Source organism: uncultured Paraglaciecola sp. (assembly GCF_913020055.1).
GTDB lineage: Bacteria > Pseudomonadota > Gammaproteobacteria > Enterobacterales > Alteromonadaceae > Paraglaciecola.
Genome location: NZ_CAJWCF010000046.1, coordinates 1 through 17,586, shown reverse-complemented (window position 1 = coordinate 17,586; position 17,586 = coordinate 1). Strand labels below are relative to the sequence as shown.

Below are 17,586 nucleotides of genomic sequence, written 5' to 3'. Positions count from 1 at the left end.
AAGGAAGAACTGCAATGATTAATCAAGCGAACAGTATTCTTAAAAGCGTATTTGGTTTTGATCAGTTTCGAGAGTCGCAAGAAGCGATAATCAGCAACGTATTACACAAGAAAAACACTCTAGCTATTATGCCAACCGGTGGTGGTAAATCTTTGTGTTATCAGATCCCGGGTACCGTTTTTGATGGCTTAACTATTGTAATCTCGCCACTTATTTCATTGATGCAAGACCAAGTTAGACAGTTGAATGAGTTGGCGATCCCAGCTTGCGTGTTAAATAGCTCACTTTCAGACAATGATTATCAAGACAACTTAGATGCCATTAAACAGCAACAGATTAAATTGTTGTTTTTGGCTCCTGAAACGGCACTACAAAATAATATTTTAGATCTATTAACAAATTGTGATGTGGCTTGTATAGCCATAGATGAAGCGCACTGTATTTCTGAATGGGGTCACGACTTTCGCCCCGACTATCGTCAACTTAATCGTCTTATTGAGTGTTTCCCTAACGCTGTATGTATCGCCTTAACGGCGACTGCAACGCCCAGAGTGCGAGAAGACATTAAGCGCCAACTCAATATAGCTGACAGTAGCGAATACATTTCTAGTTTTGATCGGCCTAATTTGTTTATCGGTGTTGTGCCTAAAGACAATCCTTATCAGCAAAGTAAACAATTTATAGAACAACACCCAGAACAGTCGGGGATCATATATTGCCAGTCTCGTTCAGGTGTAGATGAACTGACTGCCAAGCTACAACAAGATGGATTTTCAGCCTTGCCTTATCATGCGGGGTTAAGCAGTATTAAACGCAGCGATTATCAAGAACGTTTTATCCGTGATGACGTCAACATCATAGTGGCGACTATTGCTTTTGGTATGGGTATAAACAAACCTGATGTGCGTTATGTGTTGCATTACGACCTACCCAAAAACATTGAGGGGTATTACCAACAAATTGGACGAGCGGGACGAGACGGTTTAGACGCCGATTGTTTGCTGTTATTTGGTTACGGCGACACAGGTAAAATTCGTTTTTTCATCGAACAAATGAGCAACGAGCAAGAAAAACGCTTGGCTAATGTGCACCTTAATCAAATGTTAGCCTTGGCTGAAGCCGAAGACTGCAGGCGCACGCCATTGCTGGATTATTTTGGCGAAAAATCAGCCAAAGAAAACTGCGCTAATTGTGACAATTGCACCAGTGAAAGCAAAGAAAAATCTGATTTAACCGTACCCGCGCAAAAGTTTTTGTCTTGTGTGCATCGTACTGGGCAACGTTTTGGTGCAAGTCATGTTATTGATGTATTGCGCGGCTCCAGTGCCGAAAAAGTATTACAAAACCAGCATAATTTACTCACCACTTACAACATTGGTAATGAGTACAATAAAAAACAGTGGATGACCTTAGCTCGGCAATTGATCCAAAAAGGATTGCTTAAGCAAGAGGAGCAATACGGCGGCTTGAAACTCACGCAAAAAGCCGGCGACGTGTTAAAAGGTAAAGTGCCATTTTTTGCTTTGTTGCAGCAACCTGTTGCGGCCAGTAGCCATACATCTAAGGTGCTGTCTAACCCAGGTGATCAGCAATTAGTGGCGATATTAAAGGCGGATCGTAAACGTTTAGCCGATGAAGCAAACTTACCTCCCTACGCTATCTTTTCCGATCGTACGCTCAACGAAATGGCGTATTACTTCCCCCACACTGAAGAGAACTTGTTACGTATTCATGGTGTTGGGCAAGCCAAACTAGACAAATACGGTGAGCATTTCCTTGCGCTTATTGGCGACTACTGCCAACAAAACAATATTCAAGAAGTAGCCAATGCCCAAACGGCTAGCAAAGCTACAGTCAGTAAAACTAGCAGCACTAGTTCCAATAGTCGAAGTGCAGAAATAGTGAGCGCCTATCAACAAGGGCAATCTATCTCGTCTTTAGCGGCACAATTTAAAGTAAAAGACGGCACAATCATCAATCACCTATACCGCTATGTGCAAGATGGACATAAGTTTGCACAACCTACACTTCTTTTAGAGCAATCAGCTTTGGATCAGGTTCAAATTGATGCGGCTTTAACTGCCTTTGCAGAACATTCTCACGAACGGCTAAAACCCGTTTACGACAGTCTTAATGAACAAGTCAGTTATGACCAATTACATTTGCTTAGAATTTATTTTGTTAGTCAGTTGGCGGAATAAGCTGAGTTGATAAGTCGAAAAACCTTCATTAGTTCCGTTGCTATGTAAATCCACATATTTCCCACTCTGCCGCCTGTTATTTCCTTATATCAAAAATGCATAAAAAACCGTACTAAGGTACAGGTTACTTATCCAAATTTAGCCCTTACCATGGACTTATATTCGAGCAAATGGATAGAGGGTTTAGGCTCGATAGGTAGAATGAAATAGATATTCTGTAGCAAAGCATTTTTCTTATGTGTTTTTAAAACGCTAGAGAAAATAGAGAAGCTGACTTTAGTCACACTTTAGCGAGAACAACTAAAGCCAGCTTATTAACCGCCCCTCATTTAAGTGGAGGGCAATTAACTAATTCGACTATATGTCGAATCATGGAGTATAACAATATGCGTGAATTGAATAGAAATGAAATGGCAGAAGTGAATGGTGGCGATGATTCGCTTATTATAGCGGGATTAACAATTACAGGCATTAGTGTAGGTATGACCGCATTTGCAGTCGGTTCTGCTTTGTTTGCTATAGGGGCTGGAGCTTATGCTGTTACAAACGCAACAGGTTTAGGTAACTATATCGGTGAAGAGCTCTACGATGCGTTAAATGATAAAAAGGATAATTAAAAATATTTGTAACTCTTTAGCCAATATAGGCTAAAGAGTTATCCAAACTCAGTATCTTACTTATTCAATAACGAGAATAGGCTAATTTCAATTATAATATTGTTCTGTGATATGAGGTTAAATGTGAATAAGAAAAACAAATTGTTTTGGAGTGTTTATATATTTATATTGTTAGGTTTTGTGATTTTAATAGATAGTACTGATTTATTAATCACTCACTCACTCGCTGAATCTATGATTATTACTTTTTTCTTATTAATAATTGGTATCGTTTTCAAAAAGTGGTTTGATGAGTGGTATAAAAATAATTAAACAAAGACAGTCGTGAAAGAGCCTCTAAGTATATTTGTTAATAAAGGTAATGAACTTCTACGCTTACTCTGATTCCCCCGAACTTGGTTAAATAAGCTTCACTAGTGCTAGTAAGCGAAATCAGCTAGAATGCGCGCCCTAAATTTCACATTGGCGAGGCAAAATATGGGTAAACCAATCAATCGCACTATTTCTGTGGCGCCAATGCTGGATTGGACAGATAAGCATTGTCGGTATTTCCTTAGGCAGATTTCTCAACACGCGCTTTTATATACGGAGATGGTCACCACTGGGGCGATCATTTTTGGTAAAGGCGACTATCTTGCGTTTAACCAAGAAGAACATCCTGTAGCGTTGCAGTTAGGTGGTTCTGACCCTACTGATATGGCGCGCTGTGCAGTGAATGCGCAAAAGTACGGTTACGATGAAGTGAACATTAATGTGGGTTGCCCTTCTGATCGTGTGCAAAATGGTAGATTTGGTGCCTGTTTGATGGCCGAGCCTGAAACTGTGGCGGCTTGTATTAAAAGTATGCAGGCAGAGGTGGATATCCCGGTCACAGTTAAGTCACGTATCGGCATTGATGAAATGGACGAATACCAAGACTTAACCCGTTTTATTGATGTGGTTGCGGCGTCGGGTTGTGAAACCTTTATTGTGCATGCGCGCAAAGCCTGGTTGAAAGGTCTAAGTCCAAAACAAAATCGTGACGTGCCACCATTAATGTACGACCGCGTGTATCAATTAAAACAAGAATTTCCCGATTTACATATTAGTTTAAATGGTGGTGTGAAAACCCTAGACGAGGTTCAGCTTCACCTTGAACATTTGGATGGTGTGATGATAGGCCGTGAGGTTTATAGTAATCCTTACATTTTAGCTGCTGTGGACCAGCGTTTTTATCAAGGCAACTGTGTCAGTAAAACACGAGCTGAAGTGGTGATGGCGATGTTGCCTTATGTTGAGAGGCAAATTGCGCAAGGCGCTAGGCCATGGCATATCGCTAGGCATATGTTGGGTTTGTTTCAAGGCCAGCCAGGTGGACGTATATGGCGTAGATACTTAAGCCAAAACGGCACTAAAGCAAATGTAGGTGTTGAGCTGTTAACGGATGCACTAGATGTGTTGTTAGAAGCGCAGTCTAAGGCGGAGCAATTCCAATCAGAGATGATTGGTTAAATTGACCAAAGCAGTGGTAAAAATAACTAAATTTTAGGGCTGAACAATATTTATTCGAATTTGGATTGTTTACTTTTAAAATAAAAATCTATATAAATCAATTAGATAAAAATATATTCATGATTGGCACAACTATCGCAATGGATACTGCGACTTAAACAATAACTGTTCACAAAATTAATAACAGTTATCACTAACTAAACCAAAGGAAATATCATGTTCTCTAAATCTAAAATCGCTGCTATCGCACTTACTTCTACTTTAGCCTTCGCTTCAACAGCACAAGCTGAAAGCGTATCGTTAGAACAATATGTAAGCAGCATGGTTAATCAAGCGATGGAAGTGGCACAACAAGAAATCACAAATAACCTTAGTTCTGCAATATTGACGGTAGCCAACAACGTTAGCTTTAATGAAGAAAAGAGCTACACAGCTAAAGTGTCTATTACTGACCTTCAATCTGTTAGTACAGAGGCAACAAACACCCAAGCTGAATAAGGAGTTGATTATGTTTAATCAAATATCTTTATTTATCATGTTGTTAACGCCTGTGATTGCCTACGTAGCAGGTGCGGTGATTTATAGTTTCGTTGAATGTTTACGCAAAGGTTCAATGTTGGATAAATGTAACAACATCATCAGTTGTCGAAACGGTCTCTAATTGTAGTATTGACCGTTTTTGTTTTTATGACCTTAGCAAACTTTATACGCCAATAGGTTCTTTCTTCCCGCTCTAAAAAATAATTCCTCGATTTTTTGTTTCTTTGTCATTTTTCCTAATTGTTTTGTATACGCATTATTAGAATAATATTCATTTTAAATGGGTGGTTCTAAAATTAAAAAAATAATAAATCCAGGTATATCAAAAAATTAAAGCAGAAATTTATTAACTAGTGGTGTAAATCCCATAGGTTCTTTTACGTGTGCCAGTTTATATAGGGCGCACAGAGACTAGGCGACCCAATCACTTTCTGGATGACTTCAACACAATGGCAAAGGAGTTTACTTTTTGTTTAGGTGCCGGTTAACAGATCTAAATCTCGACCTGTTAAATACACTCCGAATTCACTGATCAACATATTGATATAGTGACGGGGAACTTTGTCACAAGATTGAAGTTTTTTTATGGATGATAGGTGGCATCCCAAACGTTGAGCAAGACAACTGGCGGGAATGCCTCTATGGGCAAGAAAAGTTAAAAAACGTTTACCGGTCATAACTATTACCTCTACAACTAACCGCACTGAACGAAATTGTATGACGCATTTATAGCATGAAAGTTCCTTCTTTTTAGTATGCCATTTCATACTTTAGGCGATTAATAAACATTGCAACGATTAAATAAGTCAAAAAAACCTAAACCCAAAAAGTGTCGCTAATCTGTTAATCGGCATGTTTTTGTTAACGTCTAACGAGTCGAGTCAATGCTTTTCACTCAATAACCTAGTAATACCCGATATTGCATTACTGAATGCTCTACGCGTTTTGTACCAAGTTTTCTGTGACATTAATCAGTTAACAAAGACCTCCAGCTCGCTAAGCCATAATTAATTTAGCAATGGAAGTTCTATCATCCAAACGTTTTTTACGTGAAGTTGGGGGATTCCCAGAATATATAATACCAGTTGTGATTTTCACTAACAATTTAGTCGAATTGACTAAATTGTTAAGTTAGCCCCAAAACACTAAAATGACCAGTTCCTCGTAATTTATTAAAATATCATATAAATCAATTGGTTATAATGATTTGTTAAGTTGGCACAACACTTGTAGTAGTGCTAGTAGTGCTGGAATAGCCCAGCAGGAAAACTCATTAATAATATCGGAGAAGCTAAAATGGGTATGTTTACGAGAATGTCAGACATAGTACAAGCCAATATCAATGCCATCTTAGATAAGGCTGAAGATCCAGCAAAAGTGATTAAATTACTTATCCAAGAGATGGAAGAAACTTTAGTTGAATTGCGTTCAGTTGCAGCCACTAATCTAGCAGAAAAGAAACAAGTTCAGCGTCAAGTGGACAAACTGCAACAACAAATAGAAGCATGGCAGGCAAAGGCGACGTTAGCAGTAGAAAAGGATCGCGAAGATTTGGCCAGAGCTGCGTTAGTTGAAAAACATAACACTCAACAAAAATTGTCAGCTTTAGCGGGTGAGCAAGATGTAGTGGAAGAGTCGTTGTCGAAATTACAAGCCGACATGGGCAAGTTGCAAGACAAACTAGTGGAAGCTAGAGCGAAACAAAAATCGTTGATTATCAGAGAGCGTTCAGTAGCCGTGCGCATGACAGTCAAAAATAAAGTTCACTCAGTCAAAATTGATGATGCGATCATCCGATTTGAGCAGTATGAACGCCGAATTGATGATTTAGAGTCACAAGTAGACGCTTATGACTTTGTAGATGAATCACAAGGTTTAAATGAGCAGTTCAATCAACTAGAAGCCGAAAGTCAAATTGAGCAAGAGTTAGACGCGTTACGTAAAAAGGTAGCTTAGTTTTGATTGGTCAATTCGCTAGTGGCAGTCATTCATTGCCACTAGCCACAAAGACTTAAATTCAAAGGAGAAAAGTATGAGACGTTATTTTGATGTGAACAGATTATATAAAGATTCAACTCATCGTAAAATTTCAGGTGTGTGTGCTGGCTTAGCTAAACACTGGAGTGTTCCAAGATTGTTAGTTCGTGTTGCAGCAGTTGTCTGTCTAATAGCTTTGCCAATGGTCACTGCGATTGCTTATATCACTGCCACCCTCCTGATCCCAAGTAGATAAGGAGTGGGTTATGTTCAAAAATATCATTTTGGCGGTATTAATTGCGATTGTATTGACCTATAGCTTTGGCCACTTAGCCACGCAATGGTTAGATTTACACTTAACTTTTGCTGAGTATGATGTTGAACCTATCAGTTCAATTTTGGCACTGACAGGTGTAGTGGCAATATTAGTGGTTGTCGGATTCATCATAGCATTTAGCATTTTTGCAGCGATTGCCTTCGCTTTAATTGCCGCTGGTATAGGTATATTTGTTGCTGGATTAAGTGTGTTTTGGCCGATTATATTATTCACGCTAGTGATTTTTCTTTTAGTCAAAGACAAACAAACACCCGCCTACTGATTTTATCACTGGCCTAGGTCAAACTTTTGTCTTTAAAGATTGGTATGTTAATTAGAATTACTGAATAATTGGCGGCATAGATATTATTTGTAGGTGGTTTATGCTTCGATTGTTTGTATTGTTATGTAGTTTAGTGACGGGTGTACTTTACGCTGATGTCAAAGTGACCGACGCTACTGTTAGATTACTGCCCCCGGGCGTTCCTAATACGGCTGCTTATTTTTCTATTCAAAACCACTCAGATAAGCGCCAAGTGTTAATCGGTGCTTTCGCCGACTTTGTAGCTAAAGCTGAAATACATAACCATGTAATGGTGAATGATATGATGAGTATGCAACAACAGTCAGAAGTGGTTATTCAACCCGGTGAAAGTGTACATTTTTCTCCTGGTGGCCTACATATAATGTTGTTCGGGTTAAAGAAACCTTTGACTGAAGGTCAGTCCGTAACAATCAGTTTGCAGACCAAAGAGGGCAAGTCTATAGTCATTACGGCTAACGTTGCTCGGCCATCTGCTCACTCACATCATTAGGAAAAAACATGAAACAATATATTACTCCCAAATGGCTTCTGAGCGCCGTTGCACTTATCATTTTCTTGTTTTGGATTTTGGCCGTTTACTGGAGTTTCGAACCTGATTTATTTGAACCTGAGCTACTTGCAAAACAGCAAGCAAGTCAGAGAAATGAGTCTGTTGTGGAGGGTTATACAATTACAACGAGTTTAATTAAAGTCAGCGAAACCTTGCTAGACAAGTCTGGCGGCTATTTGTCAAATGATGTATTGCCGCCTAGTGTGATGATGGACAATATGCCTAGCTGGGAGTTTGGTGCGTTAGAGATGACCCGAGACCTAGCCCTAGCGATGCGTCAAGACTTTAGTCGTTCACAGAGTCAGTCGTTAGAAAACCCTTTTTTAACCAAAGCCCAACCTCAGTTCAATATAGACAGTTTAAGTTGGTTGTTGCCTTCAGCTGAGTCTAAGTATCAAGAAGGCATTGATAATTTATATGCTTACAGAAGTAGCTTGTCTGATAGCCTCCAACAACAGGGGCAGTTCTATGCCAGAGCAGATAATTTAAGAGATTGGCTGAAGCAGATAGAAAAACGTTTAGGTAGCTTCTCGCAACGTTTGAGCGCCAGTGTGGGTCAAGAACGTATTGATACGAGTCTAGCTGGGGATGCGCAAGCTAGTCAGTCTACTCCAACCGCCATCCGCTTGTCTGATAAAACCAGCTGGTGGCAGTTAGATGATAATTTCTATGAAGCCAGAGGTGCAAGCTGGGCATTGATACATTTTTTGAAAGCGGTGGAAGTGGATTTTGCAGAGGTACTCGAGAAGAAAAATGCCACGGTTAGCCTTCAACAAATTATTCGTGAACTCGAAGCGACCCAAGAATCTCTGTGGAGTCCAATAATATTAAATGGCAGTGGTTTTGGTACCTTAGCTAATCATTCGTTAGTGATGGCGAACTATATTTCTCGGGCAAATGCTGCTCTAATCGAATTAAGTGAATTATTGAATCAAGGTTAAATTATGAAAAAGACAGCTCTATCGATAGGGATGATTGTATTGGGAGTGAGTTTCACTTCTCAAGCTGATACTTTGCTTGGTTTGTATGCCGGCGCTCAAGGTTGGAATATGCAAACTTCAGGTGGTTTTTCGAGTGATGGGACTAACGCTAATTTTAATTTTGAAGATAAAGCCAATTCAAATCTTTATGTTGCGTTTGAACACCCTCTTCCTTTGATCCCGAATATTAAAGTACAACGCACCATTATGAACACTATGGGCGAAACTACGTTAAATTCGCAGTATAGCTTTGGCGATGAAATTTATGCTGCAAACACAGATTTGAACACTGATGTGCAATTAACCGCGACAGACTTTATTTTGTATTACGAATTGTTTGATAACGATTTAATTAGTTTTGATGTGGGTGTCAACGCCAAATATATTGATGGCGATTTAATGGTTACAGAAAAAGAAGACTCCTCTAGCTTTTCTAGAGAAGAGTTTTCTGGACCGGTGCCAATGGTTTACTCTAGATTAGCCATAGGTATACCTTTTAGTGGTTTTGGTGCCTTTGTCGAAGGTAGCTTTTTAAACATTGATGATCATACCTTGTCAGATTACCAAGCTGCGCTGACTTATAGCTTGATGGAAAATCTGGCCGTAGATGTGACTTTTCAAGTGGGATATCGGGCTGTTGAGCTAGAGTTGGATGACTTGGATGACATTTATTCTAATCTAGAATTTAAAGGCGTTTACGCTGGATTAGAGGTGCATTTTTAATTTCATCTGATTTGGTTATAAAAAATTAGTTTTTATTCTTTCCGGTTATGTCCTTATATCGCTAACCTATAGTTGTATTAATAACGGTTAGCGATTCTATGTCTTCAGTAATAAATCAAGCCATTGGGCTTGCCGCAGGTTTAAATGAAAACCAGTGGTCTCAAATAAATCAGGCTACGGCCTCACTCAACCCACAACAACTGACTTGGTTGAGTGGTTACTTGGCCGGGTTGGCACAAACAGGTCAGCCTGCAGCATTGCCTCAAATTGATAATGGCCCTGCAAAATCACTGACTATTTTGTATGGTTCGCAAACTGGCAACGCAAAATCAGTCGCTCAGGAATACAAAGCCAAATTAGATGCGCTAAATGTGCCATCTAAAATTTCGAGCATGGCCGATTACAAACAAAAGCAGCTGAAGACAGAAAGTCATGTGGTGGTAATTGTTAGTACCCATGGTGAAGGTGAAGCGCCAGATGATGCGGTTGCACTACACAGCTTCTTAGGTGGAAAAAAAGCGCCAAAACTTAACGATTTAAACTTTGCTGTTTTGGGCTTAGGTGATACAAGCTACGAATTTTTCTGCCAAACAGCCAAAGACTTTGACAAGCGTTTACAAGATTTAGGTGCAACGCGAATTACAGATCGTGTTGATTGTGATGTAGATTACGATGCAGATGTTACGGCTTGGTTTGAAACAGTCACTCATCAAGTAAAAGATCAGTTAGGCGCAAAAAGTTCGCAATCTGCGGCGTCATCGTTAAATCTCGGTGCGGGCTCTGTTGCGGCTACGCAATATACTAAAAAGGCCCCCTATACCGCGACGTTGCTTGAAAGTCAGAAGATCACAGGCAGGGATTCGGTTAAAGACATTCGTCACATTGAGATATCTCTTGAAGATTCAGGTATTCAATACCGACCAGGTGATGCATTGGGTGTTTGGTTTAAAAATGATGCAAGTTTAGTCGGCGAATTAATTACAGTGCTTGGGCTAGAAAATGATGCGCCGGTAAACTGGTCAAATGACAACTATAGTTTTAATGACGTTTTGGTCAATAAATTAGAACTTACGCTAAGTTATCCAACTTTTGTCAGCAAATATGCAGAATACGCAAACCATGTTGAACTGAATGCATTATTGGATGATAAGTCAGTATTGCGTGAATATTTGGCCCAGCGTCAAATTATCGATATTGTTCGTCAGTTTCCAGCTAAGGTCACAGCACAAGAATTTGTTGATACTTTGAGAGGTATGACACCACGGCTTTACTCTATTGCTTCTAGCCAAGCAGAAGTAGAAGATGAAGTTCACCTAACGGTTGCTTTAGTTGAGTACGACGCACATGGTCATGTTCATCAAGGTGGCGCATCTAGTTTCTTGTCTACTCGATTAGATGAAGGCGGTGAGGTGAATGTATTTGTAGAGACAAATGATAACTTCCGCCTACCGGACGACGGCAATGTACCCGTTATCATGATTGGTCCAGGTACAGGTATTGCTCCTTTTAGAGCCTTTATGCAACAACGTGAAGCAGAAGAAGCAAGTGGTGAAAACTGGTTGTTCTTTGGTAACCCCAATTATACTCAAGATTTCTTGTATCAAACTGAATGGCAACGTTTTGTTAAAGACGGTGTAGTTAACAAAGTCAGCTTGGCATTTTCCCGAGACCAAGAAGAAAAAGTTTATGTGCAACACCGCATGCTTGAGCAAGGTGAAGAACTATATAGATGGCTTGAGCAAGGCGCGCACCTTTATGTGTGTGGCGACGCCAATCATATGGCTAAAGATGTACAAGACGCCTTAGTGCAAATTGTGATTGAGCATGGCGCCAAAAGTGAAGAGCAAGCTGAACAATACGTTTCTGACTTGCGCCGAGCCAAACGCTATCAGAAGGACGTTTACTAATGACTACTGACAATAAAAAATTCATCGTTGAAGGCAAATTAGCTGATAACGAACGTCTAAAAGAACAAAGTAATTTTTTGCGTGGAACCATAGCTGAGAATTTGACTGATGATTTAACCGGTGCATTCGTTGGTGATAACTTTCAGCTTATTCGCTTTCATGGCATGTATCAGCAGGATGATCGCGACATTCGCGCTGAGCGCGCAAAGCAAAAATTAGAACCTCTACAAAACGTAATGTTAAGGGCGAGATTGCCCGGCGGTATTATCACCACTGAACAATGGTTGGCGATTGATAAGTTTGCTGAACAGAAAAGCATTTATGGCAGTATTCGCCTAACTACACGTCAAACTTTTCAGTTTCATGGTGTGTTAAAACCTAATGTTAAACCTATGCATCAAATGCTCAATCAGGTTGGCGTGGACTCTATTGCCACTGCGGGCGATGTAAACCGTAATGTGTTGTGTACTTCTAACCCTGTTGAGTCTGAAGTGCATCAAGAAGCGTACGAGTGGGCTAAAAAACTGAGTGAACATTTACTGCCTAAAACACGTGCTTACGCAGAAATTTGGCTGGATGGTGAAAAAACAGAAACAACAGATCATGAACCTATTTTAGGTAATCACTATTTACCACGTAAGTTTAAAACAACGGTTGTTATCCCACCGCAAAATGATGTGGATGTACATGCTAACGACTTGAACTTTGTGGCTATCGCCGAGAACGGAAAACTAGTTGGCTTTAACGTATTAGTAGGTGGAGGATTAGCCATGACACATGGTGATACTTCTACTTTCCCACGTAAAGCCGATGATTTTGGTTTTATCAGTTTGCAGCATACTTTGGCTGTTGCCGAAGCGGTAGTCACTACTCAGCGTGATTGGGGTAACCGTGTTAATCGCAAAAATGCCAAGACTAAATATACTTTAGAACGTGTTGGTGTTGAAAACTTCAAAGCTGAAGTTGAAAAACGTTCAGGCGTAACTTTTGCTAAAAGTAGATCGTATGAGTTTACTTCACGTGGTGATCGTATCGGTTGGGTTGAAGGCGTAGATGGCAAACACCACCTTACTTTGTTTATCGAAAATGGTCGTATTTTAGATTACCCAGGTAAAACACTTAAAACCGGCTGTGCTGAAATTGCAAAAATTCACCCAGGAGACTTTCGTCTAACCGCCAATCAGAATTTGATTGTGGCTGGTGTGCCCAAAGAGAAAAAAGCTCAGATTGAAAAGTTGGCTCGTGAGCATGGGCTTATGGCTGATGATGTCAGTTTGCAGCGCAAAGACTCTATGGCCTGTGTAGCTTTACCTACATGCCCATTAGCGATGGCTGAAGCTGAGCGTTATTTGCCAGATGCAGTGACACAAATTGAAGAAGTATTGGCCAAACATGGCATGTCGGATGAAAGCATCATTTATCGTGTTACTGGATGTCCTAACGGTTGTGGCCGAGCAATGTTGGCAGAAGTGGGTTTGGTTGGTAAAGGCCCAGGCAAATACAACTTCCATTTAGGCGGTGATCGTCAAGGTACACGTATTCCTAGAATGTATCGTGAAAATATCGATGAAAAAGAAATCATGAGTGAGTTAGATAGCTTAATTGGCCGTTGGTCAAAAGAGCGTGAAGCTGACGAAGCTTTTGGTGATTTTCTTATCAGAGCTGAAGTTGTTAAACCAGTAATTGACTCAGCTAAGGACTTTTACGATGACCCAAGCTATTCAATCTAACATTGTTGACAATGCAGCTATGACTCTCTCAGGCAACGAATTGGCGCAAACCAATATTGCCTTGGAAAAACAAACTGCTATGCAACGAGTGGCTTGGGCATTAGAAAATCTTCCGCAGAACTTTATGTTGTCTTCAAGTTTTGGCGCGCAAGCCGCTGTGATGTTACATATGGTTACGCAGCAGCGCCCAGATATCCCTGTTGTGCTGACAGATACTGGCTATTTGTTTGCAGAAACCTATCAGTTTGTTGATGAGTTAACAGAGCGCCTTAAGCTTAATCTTAAGGTTTATCGCGCTGATGTTTCGTCTGCATGGCAAGAAGCGCGCATGGGTAAAATGTGGGAACAAGGCTTAGAAGGTATTGAAAAATACAACGCACTGAATAAAGTGGAGCCTATGCAAAAAGCCTTGGATGATTTGCAGGTGAAAAGTTGGTTTGCTGGCTTACGCCGCAGTCAGTCTGATATGCGAGAAACCTTACCCGTTGTGCAGAAGTTGAAAAATCAATATAAGATTTATCCTATTATTGATTGGTCGAACAAAGATGTTCACTTGTATTTAAAAGAACATAACCTGCCGTACCATCCTTTATGGGAAAAAGGTTACGTGTCTATTGGTGATTGGCACAGTACTCGTTCGTTGGAAGAAGGCATGAACGAACAAGATACGCGTTTCTTCGGCCTTAAACGAGAATGTGGATTGCACGAATTTGGCGACGGAATTTAACCTATAGTTGTCCAACTAATCTACTAGAACCACCTAGATAATAGTGAAAGCATTGTCTATGGTGGTTTTGAGTGATTTAACATAAGTATCCTGTCGTTTTCGTGTCACCAATTTACATAATTCAGCACCGGTGGTGGTGAATTTGTAATACACCAATGTAGTACCTGTTCGTTTAGCAGTGAGATCTAATGATTGCCCAGCACAACGCCATTCTACCGAAACCCCATTTGGTAATTCACCAGACTCAATCTCACTATGGTGTATTAAACCTAAATCCATTAGTGACAAAATATCAGGATAACCTAAACCAAACTCAGCCAAGTTGAGCCTATGCTCTTTGTGTGAGCTAAAGAATGACCAAAGACTCGATTTTTGATAGTAGCCAAACAAAAGTTTAGGTGTGGATTCTCCTTTTCGTCTGCTAGTTAGATTCACTGCATGGCGAAATATTTGTGCATCCTTTTGTGTGAGTTGTTTCAATGTAACAAGGGTTTTTAAAGAAAAACTACCTGGTCTGGCGGTCTCAACTGCAAATATTTTGCCCCATAGTTCTTGCATAGCAGGTGAATAAATCTCCTCTGCCATTTTTACAAAACTAAAAAACCAATCGGGGTCTAAATCTTCTTCTTTGCCGTCATCTAAACAAAAATCTAATGCTCTGCCTAATATCAGTTCAAGATTTCGCAATTTTCGATACGCCAATACCTCTCTTTTCCGTTTGATTTTTTCATCGTGAGTGGAACTTTTAAGCGCATTATTTGCCCCTTGCACACCTGCTTGAGAAAACCAATTAACAATACGTTTTTGACTTGATTGCTTGTTTAACCTATTTTCTGATTGTGCTTTGGCTACACTTACCCCTGTCTCTGATTTATGCGAAGGCATTAGTTTTAACTTATTTGTAATATGCGAGGTAGTAGACTCAATTTTCATGGAACATAAAACGCTGATATAATTTTGGGTTTGTTGTCCCGTATTTTGCGTTAATTCATGTTACATGAGCAAATAAAAATGTTAACTTCATTAATACTCACATTTAGTTATGCACATTGATGGCTTATATCGTGTTGTGTTGCAGTGAAATGTTTATAAAAATCAAGACTTGATTGATTCTCTCCATAGAATCTCAACCCTTTTGGAATGTAAATGACCCCTAGCAAATACGAAAATGATGAACTGATTTTTTTATCAGAAGATAGTCACTCCAACAAACCAGATATTACTGGTGTGTGGAACGTATTGGTCGTTGATGATGATGAAGAGATTCACTCCGTTACTAGGCTTGCTTTATCAGATTTAGTCGTTAACGATAAAACTTTGCATTTTATTCACGCCTATTCAGGCACTGAAGCATTAAAGATAATTGAAGAGATGGGTTCATCTATCGCCATCATTTTACTAGATGTCGTGATGGAAGCCGATGATGCGGGTCTTACTGTTGCAAAAATAATGCGTGAAGAAATGAAGATAATGGAGCCTCGCATTATTTTACGTACTGGTCAGCCGGGTTATGCACCAGAAGAACAAGTCATTAAAGATTACGATATCAATGACTACAAAACCAAAACAGAGCTTACCCGAAGTAAATTAGTCACAACCATTATTGCTTCTCTGCGCTCTTACCAACAGATACTGTCGATTAATCAAAGCCGCTTAGGTTTACAAAAAATTATAGCTTCTGCTGCAAACCTTATGGAAGAGCATTCTGTAAAGAGTTTCTGTGAAGGAGTGGTAACCCAAATAAGTTCACTTATTGGCTTAGAAGCTGGTGGTGTTGTCTGTGCAAAAGCAGGTTCAGTGTTGGATGTGGACGACGATGGTGTTTATGTATTGGGTGCAGCTGGTGAATTTGCTCCCTACATTAATGAAAAATTAGAGAATGTTCACAATGCTCGCATCGTTAAATTTGTGGGGTGTTGTTTACAGCTTAAAGAGCACGTTTTTGAGAAAGAGTTCACAGTTTTATACCTTAATAGTTCAGGTTACGAGGCAGCGGTATATTTACAAATTGGTAAAGAAATCAGTACGATTGACCAACAATTACTCGAAGTGTTTTTGTCCAGTATTTCTATTGGTTATGAAAACGTTAATCTATTTCATCAACTGCGTACCGCCGCGTTTAAGGATTGGTTAACTAAACTTCCTAATCGAAGTGAATTTATCAATATGCTGGATGACTGTTGTACCCCAAAAAACAGAGGTCAAAATTCAGTTGTGGCGTTAATTGACATCAATCATTTTGCAGATATTAATGATGGATTAGGTCAAGATGCTGGAAACAGTACATTATTGGCAGTGACTAAACGTCTCGAAGAGAATTTTTTAGATAAGGTGAAAATGGGGCGCATCGGTTCTGATGTTTTTGGCTTAATAGGGGAAGAGTTTTTTGTTAATCCACAAACATTGAATGAAATATTTGTGACGCCTTTTAAAGCTGGAGAGCATACTTTACCTCTCTCTGCTTCTTTTGGTTTTTACCGGTTAGATGGGAAATCACAATCCGGTATCAACATTCTAAAACACAGCAATATCGCTTTAAATAAAGCGAAGAAGAATCTGAATACAAATTTTGAATATTATGCGCCTGAGATGGAGGAGGAAACAACGTGGCGTTTGGAAATGATCAGGCAATTAGCTATGGATTTCGAAGCAAAAAAATTGCAACTTTGGTATCAGCCTCAAGTCGATTTAGTAACTGAGAAAATTGTAGGCATGGAAGCATTGTTACGCTGGCCAACATCTGATGGAGGTTTTGTTTCGCCTGTTGTGTTTGTCCCTTTGGCTGAATATTCAGGGTTGATTATCGATATTGGTATTTGGGTGTTAGAGGAGTCGTGTCGAAAATTGAGCGCATTATCCGAGCAGGGTCACAAAGGTCTGCGAATGGCTGTAAATATTTCTATGCCACAGTTTAGAGATCCAAGTTTTATTGATACGGTGAAAAATATCATCATAAAATACGGTGTCGAGCCAGATAGAATTGAATTAGAAATCACTGAAAGTGTAGTGATGGATGAGCCACAAATAGTAATTGAAGCACTTCAAGAATTGAAATTGTTTGGCGTTAAAGTAGCGATAGATGATTTCGGTACTGGCTTCTCTTCCATGAGTTATCTACAACAATTACCTCTAGACCGTTTAAAAGTAGACCGTTCTTTTGTTAACGAAATTAAGCCAGGCCAAGCGGCCTTTATTGCTGAGACTATCGTAACGCTGGGTAATAAACTCGGTTTGTCTACAATTGCAGAAGGTGTCGAAAAGAGAGAGCAAGCTAGTTACATGTTGAAATTAGGTTGTGATGAAGCCCAGGGGTATTTGTTTGCGAAACCTATGCCCTATGAACAACTACTAGAGTTTTTAGCCGCGCAAGATACCTAATCTGAATAATGGCGCGGTAATTCTTTATGCAAAATTAACATTCTGATTGGCTATGTTTTTGTAAACTGTTGCAATACTGTATATAATTACAGTTAATAAGGAGGTGGTCTATGATCCCAGCACA

The 17,586-nt window shown here is 39.7% G+C and carries 17 protein-coding genes; 15 read left to right on the top strand and 2 right to left on the bottom strand.

Going from position 1 to position 17,586, the window contains the following annotated elements:
• Window positions 1–14 precede the first annotated feature (14 nt).
• The 5 genes from recQ (at window position 15) to QZ488_RS11455 (ending at window position 4,970) form a co-directional block, all read left to right on the top strand.
• Window positions 15–2,201, top strand: coding sequence for a DNA helicase RecQ (gene recQ, locus QZ488_RS11475; protein ID WP_293748738.1), 2,187 nt, complete (start codon window positions 15–17; stop codon window positions 2,199–2,201).
• Between the two features lie 386 nt (window positions 2,202–2,587).
• A complete protein-coding gene (locus QZ488_RS11470; protein WP_293748736.1) occupies window positions 2,588–2,818 on the top strand; it encodes a hypothetical protein in 231 nt (76 codons plus the stop codon).
• A 477-nt stretch (window positions 2,819–3,295) separates the two neighbouring features.
• Window positions 3,296–4,309 carry a tRNA dihydrouridine(20/20a) synthase DusA gene (gene dusA / locus QZ488_RS11465; protein ID WP_293748734.1) on the top strand — a complete coding sequence of 338 codons (1,014 nt, stop codon included), beginning with the start codon at window positions 3,296–3,298 and terminating at the stop codon, window positions 4,307–4,309.
• 216 nt (window positions 4,310–4,525) lie between these two features.
• Window positions 4,526–4,807, top strand: coding sequence for a hypothetical protein (locus QZ488_RS11460; RefSeq protein WP_293748732.1), 282 nt, complete (start codon window positions 4,526–4,528; stop codon window positions 4,805–4,807).
• 10 nt (window positions 4,808–4,817) lie between these two features.
• Window positions 4,818–4,970, top strand: coding sequence for a hypothetical protein (locus tag QZ488_RS11455; protein WP_293748730.1), 153 nt, complete (start codon window positions 4,818–4,820; stop codon window positions 4,968–4,970).
• A gap of 352 nt (window positions 4,971–5,322) precedes the next feature.
• On the opposite strand, the gene QZ488_RS11450 is transcribed toward QZ488_RS11455, so the two are convergent.
• On the bottom strand, window positions 5,323–5,526 hold the full coding sequence (locus QZ488_RS11450) for a hypothetical protein (protein ID WP_293748728.1): 204 nt from the start codon (window positions 5,524–5,526) through the stop codon (window positions 5,323–5,325).
• A gap of 619 nt (window positions 5,527–6,145) precedes the next feature.
• On the opposite strand from QZ488_RS11450, the gene pspA reads away from it, so the two are divergent.
• The 9 genes from pspA (at window position 6,146) to QZ488_RS11405 (ending at window position 14,084) form a co-directional block, all read left to right on the top strand.
• The gene (gene pspA, locus QZ488_RS11445) at window positions 6,146–6,805 is read left to right on the top strand and encodes a phage shock protein PspA (protein WP_293748726.1); all 660 of its coding nucleotides are present in this window, start codon (window positions 6,146–6,148) and stop codon (window positions 6,803–6,805) included.
• Window positions 6,806–6,881: 76 nt separating this feature from the next.
• Window positions 6,882–7,082 (top strand): PspC domain-containing protein, encoded by a 201-nt coding sequence (locus QZ488_RS11440; protein WP_293748724.1) that lies wholly within the window; start codon window positions 6,882–6,884, stop codon window positions 7,080–7,082.
• A 10-nt stretch (window positions 7,083–7,092) separates the two neighbouring features.
• Window positions 7,093–7,425 carry a hypothetical protein gene (locus tag QZ488_RS11435; protein ID WP_293748722.1) on the top strand — a complete coding sequence of 111 codons (333 nt, stop codon included), beginning with the start codon at window positions 7,093–7,095 and terminating at the stop codon, window positions 7,423–7,425.
• A gap of 100 nt (window positions 7,426–7,525) precedes the next feature.
• Complete coding sequence (locus tag QZ488_RS11430) at window positions 7,526–7,957, top strand: copper chaperone PCu(A)C (RefSeq protein WP_293748720.1); 432 nt, start codon at window positions 7,526–7,528, stop codon at window positions 7,955–7,957.
• Window positions 7,958–7,965: 8 nt separating this feature from the next.
• Window positions 7,966–8,958, top strand: a complete 993-nt coding sequence (locus QZ488_RS11425) for a DUF2333 family protein (protein WP_293748718.1) — start codon at window positions 7,966–7,968, stop codon at window positions 8,956–8,958.
• Between the two features lie 3 nt (window positions 8,959–8,961).
• Entirely contained in the window at window positions 8,962–9,720 is a 759-nt protein-coding gene (locus QZ488_RS11420) for a TIGR04219 family outer membrane beta-barrel protein (RefSeq protein WP_293748716.1), read from the top strand.
• Window positions 9,721–9,818: 98 nt separating this feature from the next.
• Entirely contained in the window at window positions 9,819–11,627 is a 1,809-nt protein-coding gene (locus QZ488_RS11415) for an assimilatory sulfite reductase (NADPH) flavoprotein subunit (protein WP_293748714.1), read from the top strand.
• Entirely contained in the window at window positions 11,627–13,357 is a 1,731-nt protein-coding gene (gene cysI, locus QZ488_RS11410; RefSeq protein WP_293748712.1) for an assimilatory sulfite reductase (NADPH) hemoprotein subunit, read from the top strand. The genes QZ488_RS11415 and cysI overlap by 1 nt, the downstream gene beginning before the upstream one ends.
• Window positions 13,358–13,376: 19 nt before the next feature.
• A complete protein-coding gene (locus QZ488_RS11405; protein WP_293748778.1) occupies window positions 13,377–14,084 on the top strand; it encodes a phosphoadenylyl-sulfate reductase in 708 nt (235 codons plus the stop codon).
• 33 nt (window positions 14,085–14,117) lie between these two features.
• Here QZ488_RS11405 and QZ488_RS11400 read toward each other — a convergent pair whose 3' ends face one another.
• Complete coding sequence (locus tag QZ488_RS11400; RefSeq protein WP_293748710.1) at window positions 14,118–14,969, bottom strand: TIGR03899 family protein; 852 nt, start codon at window positions 14,967–14,969, stop codon at window positions 14,118–14,120.
• Window positions 14,970–15,230: 261 nt separating this feature from the next.
• Between QZ488_RS11400 and QZ488_RS11395 the strand changes: the two genes are divergently transcribed.
• Complete coding sequence (locus tag QZ488_RS11395) at window positions 15,231–17,462, top strand: EAL domain-containing protein (protein ID WP_293748708.1); 2,232 nt, start codon at window positions 15,231–15,233, stop codon at window positions 17,460–17,462.
• Window positions 17,463–17,586: the final 124 nt, after the last annotated feature.

Bases quoted from the DNA above. Each gene is read 5' to 3' on its own strand.
- recQ (WP_293748738.1), top strand. From the start codon at position 15: ATGATTAATCAAGCGAACAGTATTCTTAAAAGCGTATTTGGTTTTGAT.
- QZ488_RS11470 (WP_293748736.1), top strand. From the start codon at position 2,588: ATGCGTGAATTGAATAGAAATGAAATGGCAGAAGTGAATGGTGGCGAT.
- dusA (WP_293748734.1), top strand. From the start codon at position 3,296: ATGGGTAAACCAATCAATCGCACTATTTCTGTGGCGCCAATGCTGGAT.
- QZ488_RS11460 (WP_293748732.1), top strand. From the start codon at position 4,526: ATGTTCTCTAAATCTAAAATCGCTGCTATCGCACTTACTTCTACTTTA.
- QZ488_RS11455 (WP_293748730.1), top strand. From the start codon at position 4,818: ATGTTTAATCAAATATCTTTATTTATCATGTTGTTAACGCCTGTGATT.
- QZ488_RS11450 (WP_293748728.1), bottom strand. From the start codon at position 5,526: ATGACCGGTAAACGTTTTTTAACTTTTCTTGCCCATAGAGGCATTCCC.
- pspA (WP_293748726.1), top strand. From the start codon at position 6,146: ATGGGTATGTTTACGAGAATGTCAGACATAGTACAAGCCAATATCAAT.
- QZ488_RS11440 (WP_293748724.1), top strand. From the start codon at position 6,882: ATGAGACGTTATTTTGATGTGAACAGATTATATAAAGATTCAACTCAT.
- QZ488_RS11435 (WP_293748722.1), top strand. From the start codon at position 7,093: ATGTTCAAAAATATCATTTTGGCGGTATTAATTGCGATTGTATTGACC.
- QZ488_RS11430 (WP_293748720.1), top strand. From the start codon at position 7,526: ATGCTTCGATTGTTTGTATTGTTATGTAGTTTAGTGACGGGTGTACTT.
- QZ488_RS11425 (WP_293748718.1), top strand. From the start codon at position 7,966: ATGAAACAATATATTACTCCCAAATGGCTTCTGAGCGCCGTTGCACTT.
- QZ488_RS11420 (WP_293748716.1), top strand. From the start codon at position 8,962: ATGAAAAAGACAGCTCTATCGATAGGGATGATTGTATTGGGAGTGAGT.
- QZ488_RS11415 (WP_293748714.1), top strand. From the start codon at position 9,819: ATGTCTTCAGTAATAAATCAAGCCATTGGGCTTGCCGCAGGTTTAAAT.
- cysI (WP_293748712.1), top strand. From the start codon at position 11,627: ATGACTACTGACAATAAAAAATTCATCGTTGAAGGCAAATTAGCTGAT.
- QZ488_RS11405 (WP_293748778.1), top strand. From the start codon at position 13,377: ATGACTCTCTCAGGCAACGAATTGGCGCAAACCAATATTGCCTTGGAA.
- QZ488_RS11400 (WP_293748710.1), bottom strand. From the start codon at position 14,969: ATGCCTTCGCATAAATCAGAGACAGGGGTAAGTGTAGCCAAAGCACAA.
- QZ488_RS11395 (WP_293748708.1), top strand. From the start codon at position 15,231: ATGACCCCTAGCAAATACGAAAATGATGAACTGATTTTTTTATCAGAA.